Source organism: Chamaesiphon sp. (assembly GCF_041738855.1).
Lineage (GTDB): Bacteria > Cyanobacteriota > Cyanobacteriia > Cyanobacteriales > Chamaesiphonaceae > Chamaesiphon.
The window spans coordinates 1-16244 of the sequence record NZ_JBGSPA010000158.1 but is presented as its reverse complement, the minus strand read 5'-3'; the positions used below and the strand labels follow the sequence as shown (position 1 = coordinate 16244).

The window sequence follows — 16244 nt, the reverse complement described above, 5'->3', positions numbered from 1 at the left end:
AATCCCAAGCTATTATCAACAAGTAATGCTTATTGATAATAGATTGGTAAAGTATCTTGTTTTGACAATTGATATTTATTGCTCAAACACATTCAGAGACTTGATTTGATGATGAGGCATAGCCTCATCGAACTCAGGTTTATAAATTAGCTAGAGAATTTACAGAATCCTATGAACCACGGTATGGTACGGGTTTGATTCCTGAATCTGTGCCCAAGCTGTTGGAAATTGCCGAGTTTTGGTGTCAATATTACTTTGGGCAAAATCTTAGTCAGAAGTTTCCTAAATTGACGATCGCGAACTACAACTTAACTATCGAACAATTAAATCTAAAGCGAGATGTCTATCGATAAACAGGAACTAGTCCGCCGCGTATCTCAACGAGTCGAGCGAGAAACTAACATCGTGGAAACGGTCATCGATGCGACGATTGAAGAAATTTATGAATCGCTCCAACAGGGCAATAGTGTCTCGTTGCGGAACTTTGGGACTTTTTATGTGAAGGTTGCGCCGCAAACTTGGGTGTTTAAGTTTAATCCCTCCCAACGATTGCGGAAGTTGTTTGGTTGGGCTTCTACTTCCAAAACATGATGCAGGATCGAGTGTTTTCCAGATCGTCGCGGAGATCTACCCACTCCACCCTAATTCCTTCGGAAAGGCTTCGCCAACGGGCACCCCTGTCTTGACGCATCGAGGAGTGGATTTTTCGGAGAGTAAATATTCATACAGTTGTGGGAATTTCACAAACCACTCGAAAACCGATAAGGTCATGGTGGTTGGTGGGGATACTGCTGTCGCGAGTGGCAGAGCGGCAATTACGCGGAATAGCGATCCAGGCACCGCCCCGCACTACACGACGGTGATTACTATCATCAGATAACCAAGGGCTACCATCAATCGGCGCACCCTCATAATTATCGTACCAATGGTCTTGACACCACTCCCAGACATTCCCGTGCATGTCATATAAACCAAAGGCATTAGGCGGAAAATTCACTACAGGTGTTGTTTCTTGTCGATAGATCCCTTTCGATCCCCGACCATAAGAACCAGACCTTTTCAGCTCTTCATCATCGGTACCTCGATAATTTGCTAAGTCGGTAGTAATCGTCTCACCGAAATGAAATGGTGTCGTGGTTCCAGCTCGACAAGCATATTCCCATTCGGCTTCGGTCGGTAGTCTGTAAGTCCGTCCACTCTTCCGAGATAACCTTTGACAAAACTCTCTTGCTTCAAACCAATTGATATTCGTTACGGGATCGAGCAGGGCATTTTCTCCCGGACGTTTAAAATAAGAGGGGTATGGTTCTAACGGTATTTCGATCTGCGGCAAGTTGCCAACTACTACCCACCAGTGAATTTGCGCGATCGGGTATTCGCTCATAAAAAACGATCGCACATTCACACTATGCTGAGGACTTTCACTCTCGAATCGATCGATCTCTGTCGCTAGAGAACCCATATCAAAATTTCCACCACGAATCAACACCATGTTGATAGGGTTAATTGGAAAAAAAAGTGGTTCGGCGAAGTAGTAAATTTTTTGAGAATGTTTAGAGATCGTAAGTTGAGGCATGAGGAGAAAGGGAATTTTTCCGAGAGTAAAGGCTTACAGAGTCTTGGGTATCTCACAAACAACTCGAAAACCAGCATTGTCGATTGTGAAGTCAATGGACGTATAGTAGTAGCAAGCGGCGGAACGGCAATTATGTGGAAGATCTTTCCAAAAACCACCCCGCAACATATAGCCAAAGAACAAATCACTTCCATCAGTGAGTGCGTCTTCACGATTATCACCCCAATGGTCTAAACACCATTCCGGCACATTTCCATGCAGATCGTACAAGCCAAATTGATTGGGTGGAAAAATACCTACAGCGGTTGTTTCTCCTTTGCTTTTTATTTTGCGTTCTTGAAGATAAGTGCTTTCAGAATAATAGTTTGCTAACTTACCTGTAATCGTTTTACCAAAATAGAATGGTGTTGTGGTTCCAGCTCGGCAAGCATATTCCCATTCTGCCTCAGTTGATAATCGATAATCTCGACCTGTCTGTCGTGATAAGCGTTTGCAAAATTCGACTGCTTCCTCCCAAAATACTTTTTCTACTGGTCGATTGTCGCCTTTAAAGCTAGATGGATTGGGGTTCAGTTTTCGATCTATTTGTGGAGTAGTGGCAATTACGCGCCATTGAGCTTGGGTAATGGGATATTTGCCGATAAAAAATGGTTGAACTATTACTTCATGGAGATTTTCACCTGCCAATCTGTCATGTTCTGTCTCTGGCGAACCCATCATAAACTTACCACTAGGAATTGCCACCATTTCCAGCCCAATATCTGTTGCTAATGGCTCTCGAAAGGCGAAAGCTTGACCCTGTTCTCGGTGAATAATTTTGCCTCGTTCATCAACCTGGACAGTTTCAAATTCAAAGGGATATAAAGCATCGCCAGAATCGATGGAAGTCTCTTCAAACGAAATGGTTGCATAGAAAATCTCCTTGCTTTGCAGCAGCGGAAAATCATTGAAACCCATAATCGTCTGAATAAATTCGATGTAATCGTCTGGCTCTGGTTCATCTAATCGATCTGATTCAATTTTCTGAGCTAAATCTTGTAACTTAAATGGTTGAAGCCCTCGCTGTGCCAATAAATCAGCATGATCTTCAACCAAAGCCGATAACCGAAATCGCTCGATAGGATCGTCTGTCTCTGCAAATAATTGGCGTAACTGCTCATTAATTACTTGGGCAATCTCATCATCATTTCTCAAACAGGCTAAGACAGTCCATTCACTAGGATCTCCCAATACCTTCGCCCGACCAGGAGAATCTATTTCTAACCGATATTTGATATACTCGCCCATCCATTGCACTAATTCATCCAAACGTTTGGAGGTAAATTTGGTGACTAATTTCTTTAATAATACCCCCCGTATCCCCACACTCATCCCATACAGATCGTGTCCGGCAGTATCACATAGATTGGATAGTAATAATTCTGGAGCCGCCGACCAAGGTAAGTCTAAACCGTACTGTTCGTGTAATAGTTGGCGTAGTAAATAAACTAGATCCGTCGTCAACATTTGAGGGAATGCCGCATGACAGGCAAAATCCAGCATCACTTGTCCATATCGTTCGGTAAATAGGGCAACTTGTCGTTCGGCAATATCCCGCTGTCGCTCGATTTTAGGATCTCGGTTTGCATCAATGACCATAACTGTACTCCCGATCTAAATTCCCGCGTTTGTGATAACTGTTGCCATTTACCGATTTCAAAAGGTACCATTCGCCCTGCCATTGCCATCTGAATCGCTGCGGCTGTCGTATTTGCCCATCGCTTGTAAGGCAATGGATTCAACCACAATACTTCGCGCACGCAAGGCAGTAATCGTTCTAAAAATTTCCCCGTCCCAATGACTCGTTCTTGATGATATAACGGACTCGCCGCCCCTGCTTCACTCAAAATGATTACTACCGTTCGCTGCCGATTTAGTCGCCCTAGTACTCGATCTAGGGATACACCCCGTAATGGATGCTGCCATTGATATAGATAATTAGTCGGGTACTGATTGAAACGATAGATTAATGCTGGTGAAATTCGTCGATTCAAGACAAGCTGAACCAATGGTTGAATTACAGGTGTAAAAGGCAGCATTGCATTACTATCATCAACTAATAACAATAGTTCTGCCTTCTTCTGCACCATCGGACGGGTAACGATATCGCTAAAAAATCCTTCCTGCCCAATCCGCTCTACTGTCGCCAGCACATCTAATTCTGATAACCGCACATCGGTAATCGGTCGGCGTAATGTCCGCCAAGTCTGCTGAAATACTGTCTGTGGGATCGGGACTTGCACTGTAAACTCTGGTCTAAATCGTGAAGATTTAGGACGATCTTGTTTCACAGCATCTACTCCTTCCCCAATCGGTGGAGCGTCATCCTTGAATGCTGAAGATGCTGCCAGAGTTTGTTTACGTGGGGGGATTTGAGGTAATACTCCAAAATTAATTTCTGAAGTTTTTCCTGAGTCGGTTTCTGGTTGCTGAGTTCCCAACCATCGATCGAATTCTCGTTCTTTTTCCGCTCGATATCGCTCGAATTCCCGATTGAAAACCTCTAGATCGTAGTTTAAACTCGGCTTTACCCACAACAACCGACAGATATTCAGTAAATCGTCCCAATTGGTTGGTTTATAGTCATCTCCTAACGCTTGCCGCAACAACTCATAATCCTCAAAAGTGAGTTTCATCCCAGCATCGCGCAATTGCTGAAATAAATCCAGCATGGGCATAAATGCGCTAGAGTCTGCGATTGATATTTTTTTATTTTTAATATGTCGTTGTGCGGGTTCTCTAGCAGAGATGAATCCTATATATTCTGCCATCACGTTACCTCTAGTTGTCCCTTTTGACGGGCATCTTGGTAGATTTTTTGGTCGGCTTGAGTTTTAAGAATAATCCCTAACAGATGCGGATTTTCATGTAATGTTTTTAATTCTTCAATCCCTTGCTTGACAGTTTCATCTTTTAAGATAGTCAGGAAATCTAGTAACTCGCTAGTTCCTGGTAGTTTACTACCTGGTTGTTTTTCGAGTAGCTTCCTAGTCTGTTGGATATGCTCGATCGTTTTATCGATTAACTTTTGTCGTTTCTCGATCTTAGCTCCAAACCGAGTTTTGATAATCTCTTCTAATTGAGTCTCATCTGGAAAACTGAGGTAGTAGTAAAGACACCGCCGCAAAAAGGGTTCTGGCAGTGGACGCTCTTGATTGCTAGTGATAATCACAATTGGTTTGGGCTTAATTTCGGCATCAGGATGGGGATAAGTTTCCCCAGTTTCAGGAATCTCAAACGACAATCGATCTAGTTCCACCAACAAATCATTAGGGAAATCACTATCAGCTTTATCAATCTCATCAATTAAGACGAGCGGACGTTCGACATTTTGCTGTGCCAATGCTTGCCCTAATTTGCCCAAGGTCACATATTTTCGTTTATCGGTCAATCGATCTTTCAGCTTTTGATAGTCATCGCCTAAAATTTCTTTTAAGTTCTGAGGATCTGCACCAATTAATTGCGAATCTCTCAACCTAGCGATCGCATCAAAGCTGTACAATCCATCTCTAGCTTGTCCGACCGATTTGACATTCCAAGCATAGTAATTCCACCAGAGTTGGTTTCTGTTGTCATCAGTATTACCTTGCAAATAATTGTGAGTAAATTCATACGCGATCGCATCAGCCAACCGTGTCTTCCCTCATCCTGGTTCGCCTTCTAATAACAACGGGCGATTGAGCTTAATTGCTAAATTTACTGCCTTGACTAGTTTTAAATCGGGAATATAGGGAAAATAATCTCGTCCAGATAGATCTTTTACACCTTCGATCGATGGTTGATATTTACCTTCATATACTGGCTGGTTAATCTGTTGATTTGTCATAATGTCCAATCCCAATTTTCCTTAATATCCACAATTCCATTCGTAAATCCGACCTCATAACATATGCGATCGATAACTGAGTGAGGATTTTCCCATTTCCATTCATCTGTCGGCCACTCTCTTCTTTGACTCAGTTGATTCATGAAATCGTTGAAATCTCTGTATCTATGAGACCAGTCTTCAATATGGCCTTGTGTAATTATCTCCAATGGAGCTAATTCAGTAATATTAGCAGGTCGATAAGTGGGACGACATGTATCTACCAGAAAAAGTATCAAGGGGAAATTCCTGACATCGCTTGGTATTTCTAGATTAATTCTATTCCAAAAATCTGTGATTATGTATTCTTGAGCAGATTCACAGCCATGAAAACTATGAATTATGAAAATGACTGGGGCTTCAGCAGAGTAACTACAGAGCATCCTAATAATTTCATCCTGTCCTGTTTGCTCTAGTGGTATCTGTGAAGATGGAGATAATTCTTCCCAGAGAAGTTTTGGATCGAACCTCATTTGATGTCGATTCAATTCAATAACTTTTATTTTCTGAGAATCCGCCAATCTAATTCGCCTCAATAAGCGGTTTAATATCCATCTTTGCGTATCAATGCAAGGTGCAACAATAGAGAAAGACATACATTGATTATTTTCTCTCAATGCCTCTGCAAATTCATGTTCTTGATCTTGATAGTCAAGATGTCATAACAAATCTACTATATCTTTACATTTGCTTTTACTCTGCAAACTAGAAGATTGTTGAAACACTTCCTGCTTCTGAAATGTGTCCTTTATAGGTTGACACAAATCATTTGTATAGTCAGCTCCTTCAAGTAGATCTTTGGTAAGAAAGCCCCACTTATCTTTTGCATTTTCATTGTTAATGTATGCAGTCATACAATTATTTAATCCCTGATTAGATACAGTCGGATGTTTTAGTTGTTCCAATAATTTTTCGTCATTTGATTGTCGATTTAATTTTTTCTATAATTGATTGCAACCCTTTCTGTTAATTCTGCGAAAAACTCTTTTATTTTATTTAGAGCGACAGATCTAGATGTAGCATCTGGATTTAATAAAGGTGTAAGAACTTTATCACGGGCTAGGTTTGTTTGGAGTAATTTATCTTTTATCTCTAATACATTAAACTTTCCTTTTAACTTTCCTTTTCTTCGGGGTTTGATATCAAGCAACAGCAACAACTCATTACGAGCATCTATGCCATCTTGGTTTAACTTGTAATACTCTTCAGACACTAAACTTCGCCCATATCTCGGTTGCCACTTGAAAATATGTGGATTTGTCGCTCGGCGACAAATCGAGCGGCAAAAACTAATTTATTGTACCCCAATTGTGCAAAAGCTTACAGGATAAGCTGTTCAGAAAATTTTTCTAATTTGTCGCTGGCTCTGTCGCCGAGCAACACCAAATCGCTAGAAACTGCTGTTTCATAAGAGTTGTAGAGTTCAAAGACAACCAAAATGAACATCAAAATATCACACGCTCGATTGACCGATTTGGCTAACAAATCCCCAAAAACAGCTAATTATCTGCACATCGATCTCAATTTAAATCTCACGCTATCGCAAAAACAAGTTAGTACAGCGATCATTAGGGTAGTGAAGCTCGGCGGTGAAGCTCGGCGGTGAATTACTATTGTGGCTAATATCACTAGGAGTCGTTCAAACCACAGATCTTCACTACCCCCAACTCTCTTCGCCCCCTGATGCGATCGAGCAAACTAAGTAGAGATCGAAATCACCACAATAGCCGCAATCGCGGCTATTGATACAACTCATTCAGGAGATGAAAAGTGCGTAGTTAGGGTTTTACCCACCCCGCCCTATCGTCGGACACCCCTCCTCAGAGGGGATTTTATTCGCCAATGGGAGTTAGAGTCACTCCGCGACTTTAACTCCTCCCTAATTCCAAGATCGGCACAAAGATCGGCACTAATTGACGATCGATGAAGCTGTAATTAATATACAGCAACAGCTTTGGACTGTAAAAAATCGGCATTATTGTGGAATCTCTCGCCCTCAACCGATCTAGACTTGTAATCCCGCATCTGTAGATGATAAACGCTGAAAGCTATGTTGGAACAGCTTTAAAACGCATTCATTTAGAATAAGTGTCAAGTTTTTTACTGAAAAAACTTGACACTATCATCCATCTAAGGACAATAGGAGCTAGATAGAGTAAGAGTTTCAGCCATGAAAAGGCATCAAAATCCGACCGCCAAACAGATTCGAGATCGGATCGAACGCTCGACTAATTCCTATTGGCGGCACAACGACTTCGCCGATTTGCCCCCATTTGCCGTCAGCCAAACCTTATCCCGACTGGTCAAAGCCGGAGTATTAGAGCGTGTCAGTAAAGGTTTGTACTACCGCCCCCGCATCACTCGCTTCGGTCGCTCTCATCCCACCCAGAACGAGATTCAATCCCTACCAATCTCTCAAATCATCCTTCCTGCGGGGATTAGCGCGGCAAACCTCTTAGGCTTGAGTACCCAAAATGCCGTGCGCGGCGAATTTGCCACCACCGCCGCCAGCGTCCCCCGCAAAATTCTCGGTACCCGCGCGCGCATCCATACCAGCAGAATAATTCAGGGTTGAAGTTAGGGGTGAGTGTGTTTAAGCCCACGGAGCCGAGTGGCTAGGTGGAAAGGGTAACTAGAATTCAATCGGCTTGAGGTGCAACTAACACTTTAACTTCCATTCCGGCTTTCGATAACATTTGAACCAACTTATCGATGGCAAAGCGTTCGATATCTCCATTCATTAAGTTACTAATACGCGGTTGGGTTTCGCCAAAGAAGCTGGCGGCCTCTGCCTGTGTCCAGTTTTGAGATTTAATGAATCTTTGGAGATCGATCGTCAGATCTGCCCTGATTTTCAGGTTGGCTGCTTCTTCATTGCCAAACCCCAAATCTTTAAACACATTATCGCTGCCCTTAGTAATCTTACTCATTTAATTATTCTCCTTGTCGATCTGTTCGCGCTCTTGCAGCATCCATTCGTACCGTTTTTGACCGAGTTCGATATCTCCTTTGGCGGTTTTCTGCGTTTTCTTTTGGAAGGTATGGAGAACGTAAATAGATTCTGCAAACTTCGCCACGTAGAAGATCCGATAGGCATCTTCGGTTCTAATCCTGATTTCTTGAACTCCTTTGCCCACAATGGACATGGGCTTGAAGTCGGTCGGATCTTGTCCTTGCTGAATTTTGCGTAGTTCAAATCCAGCCTTCCGCCTTGCTTCTTCTGAAAAAGAACACAGGTCTTCAAGAGACGAGCCAATCCAGTTAATGGGTTTATCTTCCATCAGTCGAGCGTTTCTGATTTGGCATTGAATCGATTATATCTTATTTGGCATAAAAGCACCCGAACTTAGCGAAGATGCAGTTATTAGTATACATAAACTAACAAATCCAGATTCCGATAGTTACCTTTTAAGTATCTAAAACCCAAATGAATAAAATCGTGGCAGCGGCGGTTGTCGTCGCTGCCAAAGATGACGCGGCGTGAGCTTTTTACGCATATCATAATTTTGTTGCTTTTGCGGGACAGCCGTTGCGATTGTTCCTACCGATGACGCTGATTGCTAGGCAGTTCGGTTCGAGTTGAGTGAATGGCTCGATGTTAGCTGGATGAACAAGAAGCGATCGAGATCGTGAGCAGACACCGCAAATCTAATAAGTCGTATGATTGGATGGTGAGTAGTTTCACCCACTCTTTACATTCCCCGCAGCGCAACTAGAGCTTGATGCACCTCTTTGCCCTTAGCTTCAATCACAGCTAGTAGATCCTCCGGTGTTCGAGTATCTTCGTTGGTTTTGGCGTTGGGGTTGACGGCTTTGATGTCGTAGTTTTTAGCTTCGATTTCGTCGCGGGTGATAGTCCAGGAGCGATCGCTATCGGCACGGGTGGGCAGGAGTTTGAAGAAGTCGGCGAAGTGGTCGAGGGTGAGGGGGCTTTTTTTTGCGACTTTGAGATTGGAGAGATCGTAATACCAAATGCGCTCGGTGGATTGGCCTTTATTGAAAAAGACGAGGTTGGTTTTTACTCCGGCTCCGGCACTGGTGAAGACACCACCGGGTAGGCTGAGAATGCACCAGACATCGGCATCGTCGAGGAGTTTACGTTTGGTTTGGACGAAGGCCGTTTCGTTGTTGCGGAAGAGGATGCCTTCGTCGAGGACGATCGCACAACGTCCTTTGGGCTTGAGGCTGTTGAGGACGTGTTGGACAAACAGAACTTGGGTGGAGCTGGTTTTGTAGGGAAAGTTGGTTTGGGCTTCTTTGCCTTCTTTACCACCAAAGGGAGGATTCATCAGAGCGATGTCAAACAGTCCAGGGGCACCAGAGAACAGACCACCGTAAGCTTCCGCGTTGGTGAGGGTATTGCCGTGCCAGATGTGGGGATGGTCGATGCCATGAAGGATCAGATTAGCCAGGGCGATCGGGTAGACGGCGTTGTCTTTTTCGCGACCGTAAAAGGTTTTGGTTTTGAGGGTGGTGAGGTTGTCGGCGGTTTGGATGTTGCTGTTGTTGGAACCTGCCATGTATTCGTAGGCTTGAGCCAGAAAGCCACCCGTTCCGCAGCCAGCATCGTAGACGGTTTCGCCGATTTGGGGGTCGATCGCTTGGATCATGGCGCGAACGACGATACGGGGTGTAAAGAATTGACCACCATCGTTGCCCTTTTCGCCCATCTTGAGCAAGAGTCCTTCGTAGACTTGGGAGAGGGTGTAGATGTGGGTATCGTCTACGGTTTGGCTGCTGATTTCGTGGACGAGATCGAGAATATCGAGAAGATTTTTTTCGGTGTCAATGCGGGTGCGATCGATGCTGGAGAGGATTTGACTAATGACTTTTTGGCGGGGGGTGGCTTTCGGGTTGGTGTGGAGGGTTTTGAGGTAGGGTAATAGGGTTTTGTTGACGAAATCGTAGAAGGCATCGGTTTGGCTGGCTTGAAGTTCTTGGCGTTTCCAGCCTTGAGTGAGGCCATCGCGCTGAGGCAGAGGACTATATTTTTTCTCATCGAAGGGGGCAGCCCAGTCGTGCCAGCGGTAGGGCGATTCAAGGGAGTAAGTAAAGTCTGCGCCGACGGCTTCGGCTTGTTCTGCACCCTGTTGTTCTTGTTCGTCGAGGATGCGGAGGAAGAGAATCCAGGTGACTTCGGGGACGTATTGCAAGGCTCCCGCACAGTTGGAGCGGCGCATGATGTCGCAAACGGATTTGATATAGCCGTCGAGGGATTGTTGGGTGTTGAATTTGCGACCGTTGCCGTTTTTCTCAGACTGCTTAACCATGATTCTCTTTTGATGTACCTATTCTTCTGTCAGCCCCAGCATACTGGCAACGTGTCTCTGAAAGATTTCGAGGGAGTGCCAAAGCTGACTGACGCGATCGTCTTTGAGATTTTCTAGTTTGACGATTTTGGTGCCTTGGGGTCGATGGCGTTTCCAGCCAAACACGTCTTTGTCGGTGGGAATAGCGGCGAGGTGCGTAAAATCTGCTACCCAGATTACTTCAACTTTCCGAACGATGCCCCAATCCCCATCTCCAATGGTTTCTGCACTGGTGTTAATGACTTTGACAAGGTGCGTGACGCGGGTTTCTGGGCTGTCGGGAAAGAATTTTTGGACGAGTAGGATGAGATCGCCTACGTCAGCTTTGTCGGCGTTGGTGATGTCACCTTTGGCATTAGCCCAATGGAGTCGCTGTTGGCTGCCCTGTTGCCAGTCGGCATAGGCCCAACGTTCTGGATCGTCGATATTTTTAACAAATTTCAGGTTTTCAAGATTCATGGTTTGGTCTTTGTCCGGTTCAGTTATCTACGGTGGCAATTTACTATAACTCACCATTGAAAGCTTGCCGGAGCAGGGCAGCGGGGAGTTGGTTGATGGTGTCGAGTTGGGCTTGGAGAGATTGTTGAAGGTTTTCTGACTGTTGAGTCTTCTCACGTAACTTCACTGCAATATACTTCTGTTTTTCTAGTGGTGGCACCTGAAGTTCAAGATTGCGAATATCTGTGGAGTTTATCGAAGCCTGACCAATTGCCTGTTTTGCTACTGCTTCAATCTGTTCCCTAATTTTTCGATATCCCATCTGTTGAGCAATGAAAAGGGAATCTACAGAATCTATTAAGCGGACTCTAATCAGCATATTTTCAAATACATAATTTTTCGCTTCAGAATCAATCAAACCACACTTTCCAACCAATTCAAAACTGTTGACTCTACTGATAAGTAAATCTCCGACTTCAAGACTGAATCTTTTTAACTCATCATCATCTAAAATCACCTGTGCAATTGTAGTAAAATCTAACTTCCAAGATGAATTTTTTAGATTATACATCCTTAAAAAAGGATATCCAGATCCGTAATGCTCTGATGATTTATAAATTCCATTTTGAACAGTTAATGCTATATCCCCCAACTTCTTCCGCTCCCACTTTTGGGCTTCGGGGCTGTCGAAGACTTGGCGGAGGTAGGCGGCGGCGAGGGCTTTGGCGGCGGCGAGTTGGGCTTCGGTGGCGGCGCGGGCTTGCTCTACGGCAGAGAGGCGATCGCTCAATATCCCCACAATCCGCTTCTGTTCTGGGAGAGGTGGTAGTGGAAGCCAAAGTTGTCGCTGTCTTGTGATTGGCACCTGGTTTCGTGTTGTCTGCTTCATAGCATCGGTAAGCTGTTTCTGAAATACTTCAGATTGCAGGACTAAGAATAAAAAATGCGGAAGTAAAATAATTGGATCACTACGGTAAATAGTAAGTGAAGTTCCAACGATGAATGATTCACATTTCTCTGGTGCCATTCCAACCGCACCAACGGTTGCATTATGTGCAAGAAAAACATCTCCTTGCTGAGCAAAGCCAATTCTTAATCCATCTGCTTGTTTTTTAGATATATATGGTGCCCTATCAAAATCAATAGAACCAGTCTTTCTGAGATGTTTTGCAGTGACAAATTTCACTCCTGACTCAACAAAATCTTTATCCCGTGGATGCAAACCACCGTGATTACCATCCTGATGCTCTAAAAGTATTTTGTCATCTATAAGTTCGGCAATGGTTTTCTTTATCCACCCCTTCGGCAGCTTTTCCCCCGCCCTTTCCTTCTCAACTACCTTACCCACCCTGCTTCACCCCACAAGTACGATCGCCCCAAGCCAACGGCTCATTCTACACCATCCCTAAGCCGCAAATAACCTGATCTTCATCTCTTGCAGCACCTCACTCGGCTTACCCACCAACTTCAACGCTGGCAATCCCCCCGCCTGCGTCACCGCTGGAATCTGAAACAACTGCCGATCCTCCAGGCCATCTGTCCCCGCCTGCACAAACTGTTGGGCGATCGCCTGCACCGTCCGTGCCGACTTGGGCGGCATCCCCTTCAGCCATTCCGCCTGCTCCTGAGCAAAGGTCGCAAACCGCAGTATCCGCGTTTGGGGTTCCCAGTTATAGCCCAACTGCCCCAACACATCAAACAAATCATAGTCTTGCATATCCCGGAGAAGCTGCACCACCTTGGGCGATCTTCCCCCCTCCACTAACTCCCGCAACAGCTCCCGCCGCTCCTCCCGCAGCACCCAACGATCGCGAAACTCCCCTGGTGTCGCCACTACCGCTTGAAGCTGTTCCACCAACTGCGCCTCATACTCTGCCACCGGAATGGGCATCGCCTCTCCATTCACCGTTCCCAATACAAACCGCCCCCGATCCGAAATCTGCACATCAAACCCATCCACCGCGATTATCTGCGGCGGCTCCTTTTCCTCCTCGCCCAGATCGAACCAATCCCGATCCGGATGCTGCCCCGTTGCCGTCGAGCCACTCTGCCCCGTCAGCTTAGTAATAAATGACTGACCAAACAACCGCGTCGCGTTGGTGTAATCGTAGATGCGGAACATCAGCTTCTCAGTCGAGACATCAATCCGCGTCCCCCGACCCACCATTTGGTAAAACAAAATCGGCGACTGCATATACTTGAAAAACACCACATTCCGCAGACTCGGCACATTTACCCCTGTCGAAAGCAGCTCCACCGTCGTTGCAATAAAGTAATCCCGATTGCTGCCCTTGAGTTCGGGTAATAGCCCCTGTCCCCCGCTCGCCGCTGTGCATTTAAACGCATAGTGCGGCACTGGACGCTCGCCATTTTCCTGACACCACATCACATAACGATTATTTAACTCCGTAGCGATCGCATCGGAATGACTATCCCGCACACAGAAAATCACCGTCTTTTGTTCTGGCCCTCCAGTCGCCAACAAGTAATCAAACAAGTCCTCACACATCGCTTGCACCCGATCGGGCAATAGAATCCGATTCTCAAAACTCGTGTGATTATACAACTCCCGCAGTTCCTCCATCGAGGCGATCGGTGCCCCTGTGCGAGCATCAGTCGGATTCCGCGCCCAAACCGCCTCTATGGTCAGTCCAGTTTCGTCAAGGTTGACCTGACTCCGCTGCATCTCACAGGCTGCTAAATAGCCATCCTCAATCCCTTGGGCAATGTCGTACTCATACACTGGCTCCCCAAAGTACTGGAGGTTATCGGCAGTAATCTGCTGGTCTTTTCGCGCCTCATCGGTTTCTTCCGCGATCTCCAATTCGCGTGGCGTTGCCGTCAAACCAATCTGCACCGCGTTAGTATTGCGCCGCAACACCTCCGACCATTTACCCCATGCCGATCGATGACACTCATCAATGATGATGTGGCTGAAGTAGTTATCGGGGTAATGCTGAGTCAAGAAGCTAGCATCGCCATCCTCGCTATCCACCCCCAAGGTCTGATAGGTGGCAATCAAAATCCGGGCATTCTTCTGAGGCTTCCCTGCTGATACCGTCGCCGCATTCGCGCCAAATACATTTTGAAAGTCGCCCTGAGCTTGAGTCCTTAGCTCATCGCGATCGCACAGAAAGAGTGCCTTGGTCATTTGTCCGGCATCAGACAACCGCTTCATCAGGTTGACCGCAATAAACGTCTTCCCCGCCCCCGTCGCCAGAGTCAGCAACACCCGTCCCGGTTCCCCTTGAGTCTGGCAACGCCCAATCTTCTCCAGTGCCGCCCGAATCGCCGCATCCTGTAGTAGCGTCGTCCATCTTCTCCTCCAGGGTAGGGAATCAGCAATGGTTTAGCAGCCGCTGACTCGATACTAAAGCCGATGTAAGCCTCATAGCGCGATTGCAATGCTGCTGGAGTGGGAAACTGGTTCAACGGTTTGGGTTGGCTCGTCAAGCCAGTGGTTCTGTCAAACTCCACATACAAATGACCATTGGTACTAAAGATAAAGGGGACGTGGAAGCGATCAGAGAGTTGATATGCCTTGGCCTGCTCCAGTCCCTTACCAGGCATCTCATCTTCTTTTTTGGCTTCGATTAGAGCGATCGCAATAGGTTGGGTATCTTGACCCACACGAAGCCGGAGGGTGTAATCTGTACGCCCTCTACCCTGCCGCTTCGCTTTGCCGCCAATAATCTGGATACCGCCTGCGGTTTCTTCTCGCTTGATGCGATCCTCAGACCAACCTTGTCTGTATAACGTTGGATCGATCAGCTTGGCTCTTGTATCTGACTCATTTAGTCCCATGCCGATCGCTCACATAAACCCCGTCTAACATGAAACCCGTAGTTTCTCTTCTTCAGGATCGAGGTGATTTTTCACCCATAATCGATCGGCAAGAGAAATAGGCGATCGATTGATACGATGCTGAAAATCATCAACAGCTCGAATTAAATCGCTCGGATGTTGATAACAAGTATGATAAGTGACATCTTCGCGCAGCCACTGCCAAAGATGCTCTACAGGCATAAAATCAGGACTATAGGCGGATAAAGGTTGTAAGTGAATCTCCTGCTCCTGTGCAGCATCTTTGACAATTTGAGAACGATGATAGGGTGCCCCATCCCAAACAAGGTTCATGACTCGATCGGGAAATTCTGCTTTGAGGCTTTTAAGAATTTCAATTGTATTGAGACCATTGGCTGTATCGTAAGGGAAAATCCTCACCTCGCCTAAGTTATACAAATAAATGCCATAGAAAGAGACCTTTGCTCTCCCAGGAGAACAAGAGCTAATCCAGGAACGTTCTCCTTTGATTGACCAACCATAGCCTTCATCGGTATCTAGATGGATATGAGCTTCATCAATGTACACCAACAACTCTTCTTGTTGTAAAGCACGTCCCAGTAGTCCTTGGAGTTGTTCGAGATACTCAGCTCGTTTTTGGGGATTGGCTTTGTTGAGTAGTTTCCGTGCTTTTTTCCACGATAGCCCTAGTTTTTTGAGACGAGTCCGAATAGTTTGACGGCAGCAACTGACATTAAATTTGGTTTTGACCCATTCCACTAACCGTTTTAGTGTCCAACGGGGAAGCATTTGCTCTGTTCTCTGTTGGGGTGGTGTTGCTGATAACTTCAAGGTATTGCGAATCTGCTCGTCCAATCCTTGCTCTATTTCGAGCGATAAAGGGGGGGGTGTCCACCGCTATGCTGGTAAACTAATCGCCCTGAACCTTCTGTATTGTATTGATGTACCCACCCCATGATGGTTTGAGGATGGCGTTTTGTTTCCTGTCCTACTTTAGTTGCACTTTTTCCTTGACTAATTTCATATAACGCCATCAACCGTTCTCGACTCCGAGGATGAGTCGCTGTCAATGCTTGTTCTCTCAACATTTGAGCTGTCTGTGCCCAACGACCATAGTCTACTCTTAACATCTTTGCGTTGACCTCAATTTACTCCTCAGAATCAGATTGTCTCATACTTTGAAAACTATGGGTTTGAAGTTGGACGGGGTTTA

The 16244-nt window shown here is 45.6% G+C and carries 17 protein-coding genes and 1 pseudogene; 2 read left to right on the top strand and 16 right to left on the bottom strand.

Going from position 1 to position 16244, the window contains the following annotated elements; translation table 11 throughout:
- The first annotated feature begins 339 nt into the window (after window positions 1–339).
- Window positions 340–591, top strand: a complete 252-nt coding sequence (locus ACEW9I_RS16670; RefSeq protein WP_373541455.1) for an HU family DNA-binding protein — start codon at window positions 340–342, stop codon at window positions 589–591.
- A 130-nt stretch (window positions 592–721) separates the two neighbouring features.
- On the opposite strand, the gene ACEW9I_RS16665 is transcribed toward ACEW9I_RS16670, so the two are convergent.
- From ACEW9I_RS16665 to ACEW9I_RS16635, 7 genes and pseudogenes are all read right to left on the bottom strand, one after another.
- The gene (locus ACEW9I_RS16665) at window positions 722–1492 is read right to left on the bottom strand and encodes a formylglycine-generating enzyme family protein (protein WP_373541454.1); all 771 of its coding nucleotides are present in this window, start codon (window positions 1490–1492) and stop codon (window positions 722–724) included.
- Between the two features lie 117 nt (window positions 1493–1609).
- Window positions 1610–3214, bottom strand: coding sequence for a formylglycine-generating enzyme family protein (locus ACEW9I_RS16660; RefSeq protein WP_373541453.1), 1605 nt, complete (start codon window positions 3212–3214; stop codon window positions 1610–1612).
- Entirely contained in the window at window positions 3118–4386 is a 1269-nt protein-coding gene (locus ACEW9I_RS16655) for a hypothetical protein (RefSeq protein ID WP_373541452.1), read from the bottom strand. Before ACEW9I_RS16655 ends, ACEW9I_RS16660 begins: the two co-directional genes overlap by 97 nt.
- Window positions 4386–5246 (bottom strand): AAA family ATPase, encoded by an 861-nt coding sequence (locus ACEW9I_RS16650; protein ID WP_373541451.1) that lies wholly within the window; start codon window positions 5244–5246, stop codon window positions 4386–4388. Before ACEW9I_RS16650 ends, ACEW9I_RS16655 begins: the two co-directional genes overlap by 1 nt.
- A 12-nt stretch (window positions 5247–5258) precedes the next feature.
- Window positions 5259–5441 carry a hypothetical protein gene (locus tag ACEW9I_RS16645; RefSeq protein ID WP_373541450.1) on the bottom strand — a complete coding sequence of 61 codons (183 nt, stop codon included), beginning with the start codon at window positions 5439–5441 and terminating at the stop codon, window positions 5259–5261.
- Window positions 5438–6124 (bottom strand): annotated as a pseudogene (locus ACEW9I_RS16640) (hypothetical protein); the annotation flags it as partial. The gene ACEW9I_RS16645 and the pseudogene ACEW9I_RS16640, both read right to left, overlap by 4 nt.
- A gap of 287 nt (window positions 6125–6411) precedes the next feature.
- Window positions 6412–6693 carry a hypothetical protein gene (locus ACEW9I_RS16635; protein WP_373541449.1) on the bottom strand — a complete coding sequence of 94 codons (282 nt, stop codon included), beginning with the start codon at window positions 6691–6693 and terminating at the stop codon, window positions 6412–6414.
- Window positions 6694–7650: 957 nt separating this feature from the next.
- On the opposite strand from ACEW9I_RS16635, the gene ACEW9I_RS16630 reads away from it, so the two are divergent.
- Complete coding sequence (locus ACEW9I_RS16630) at window positions 7651–8055, top strand: DUF6088 family protein (protein ID WP_373541448.1); 405 nt, start codon at window positions 7651–7653, stop codon at window positions 8053–8055.
- Window positions 8056–8119: 64 nt separating this feature from the next.
- Here ACEW9I_RS16630 and ACEW9I_RS16625 read toward each other — a convergent pair whose 3' ends face one another.
- The 9 genes from ACEW9I_RS16625 to ACEW9I_RS16585 all read right to left on the bottom strand — a co-directional run bounded on the left by ACEW9I_RS16625 (window position 8120) and on the right by ACEW9I_RS16585 (window position 16161).
- Entirely contained in the window at window positions 8120–8410 is a 291-nt protein-coding gene (locus tag ACEW9I_RS16625) for a helix-turn-helix domain-containing protein (RefSeq protein WP_373541447.1), read from the bottom strand.
- A complete protein-coding gene (locus tag ACEW9I_RS16620) occupies window positions 8411–8761 on the bottom strand; it encodes a type II toxin-antitoxin system RelE/ParE family toxin (protein ID WP_373541446.1) in 351 nt (116 codons plus the stop codon).
- A gap of 411 nt (window positions 8762–9172) precedes the next feature.
- Window positions 9173–10750 carry an N-6 DNA methylase gene (locus ACEW9I_RS16615; RefSeq protein ID WP_373541445.1) on the bottom strand — a complete coding sequence of 526 codons (1578 nt, stop codon included), beginning with the start codon at window positions 10748–10750 and terminating at the stop codon, window positions 9173–9175.
- A gap of 18 nt (window positions 10751–10768) precedes the next feature.
- A complete protein-coding gene (locus ACEW9I_RS16610; RefSeq protein ID WP_373541444.1) occupies window positions 10769–11248 on the bottom strand; it encodes a hypothetical protein in 480 nt (159 codons plus the stop codon).
- 43 nt (window positions 11249–11291) lie between these two features.
- Window positions 11292–12575 carry a restriction endonuclease subunit S gene (locus ACEW9I_RS16605; RefSeq protein WP_373541443.1) on the bottom strand — a complete coding sequence of 428 codons (1284 nt, stop codon included), beginning with the start codon at window positions 12573–12575 and terminating at the stop codon, window positions 11292–11294.
- A 57-nt stretch (window positions 12576–12632) separates the two neighbouring features.
- Window positions 12633–14495: a DEAD/DEAH box helicase family protein gene (locus tag ACEW9I_RS16600; protein ID WP_373541456.1), complete on the bottom strand. Its 1863-nt coding sequence runs from the start codon at window positions 14493–14495 to the stop codon at window positions 12633–12635.
- Window positions 14450–15031 carry a hypothetical protein gene (locus ACEW9I_RS16595; protein ID WP_373541442.1) on the bottom strand — a complete coding sequence of 194 codons (582 nt, stop codon included), beginning with the start codon at window positions 15029–15031 and terminating at the stop codon, window positions 14450–14452. Before ACEW9I_RS16595 ends, ACEW9I_RS16600 begins: the two co-directional genes overlap by 46 nt.
- Window positions 15032–15055: 24 nt before the next feature.
- Window positions 15056–15886: an IS630 family transposase gene (locus ACEW9I_RS16590; protein ID WP_373541441.1), complete on the bottom strand. Its 831-nt coding sequence runs from the start codon at window positions 15884–15886 to the stop codon at window positions 15056–15058.
- Window positions 15887–15894: 8 nt separating this feature from the next.
- Window positions 15895–16161 (bottom strand): helix-turn-helix domain-containing protein, encoded by a 267-nt coding sequence (locus ACEW9I_RS16585; protein ID WP_373541440.1) that lies wholly within the window; start codon window positions 16159–16161, stop codon window positions 15895–15897.
- Window positions 16162–16244 lie beyond the last annotated feature (83 nt).

Bases quoted from the DNA above. Each gene is read 5' to 3' on its own strand.
- ACEW9I_RS16585 (WP_373541440.1), bottom strand. From the start codon at position 16,161: ATGTTAAGAGTAGACTATGGTCGTTGGGCACAGACAGCTCAAATGTTG.
- ACEW9I_RS16670 (WP_373541455.1), top strand. From the start codon at position 340: ATGTCTATCGATAAACAGGAACTAGTCCGCCGCGTATCTCAACGAGTC.
- ACEW9I_RS16615 (WP_373541445.1), bottom strand. From the start codon at position 10,750: ATGGTTAAGCAGTCTGAGAAAAACGGCAACGGTCGCAAATTCAACACC.
- ACEW9I_RS16645 (WP_373541450.1), bottom strand. From the start codon at position 5,441: ATGACAAATCAACAGATTAACCAGCCAGTATATGAAGGTAAATATCAA.
- ACEW9I_RS16595 (WP_373541442.1), bottom strand. From the start codon at position 15,031: ATGGGACTAAATGAGTCAGATACAAGAGCCAAGCTGATCGATCCAACG.
- ACEW9I_RS16660 (WP_373541453.1), bottom strand. From the start codon at position 3,214: ATGGTCATTGATGCAAACCGAGATCCTAAAATCGAGCGACAGCGGGAT.
- ACEW9I_RS16625 (WP_373541447.1), bottom strand. From the start codon at position 8,410: ATGAGTAAGATTACTAAGGGCAGCGATAATGTGTTTAAAGATTTGGGG.
- ACEW9I_RS16665 (WP_373541454.1), bottom strand. From the start codon at position 1,492: ATGGTGTTGATTCGTGGTGGAAATTTTGATATGGGTTCTCTAGCGACA.
- ACEW9I_RS16630 (WP_373541448.1), top strand. From the start codon at position 7,651: ATGAAAAGGCATCAAAATCCGACCGCCAAACAGATTCGAGATCGGATC.
- ACEW9I_RS16655 (WP_373541452.1), bottom strand. From the start codon at position 4,386: ATGGCAGAATATATAGGATTCATCTCTGCTAGAGAACCCGCACAACGA.
- ACEW9I_RS16610 (WP_373541444.1), bottom strand. From the start codon at position 11,248: ATGAATCTTGAAAACCTGAAATTTGTTAAAAATATCGACGATCCAGAA.
- ACEW9I_RS16620 (WP_373541446.1), bottom strand. From the start codon at position 8,761: ATGGAAGATAAACCCATTAACTGGATTGGCTCGTCTCTTGAAGACCTG.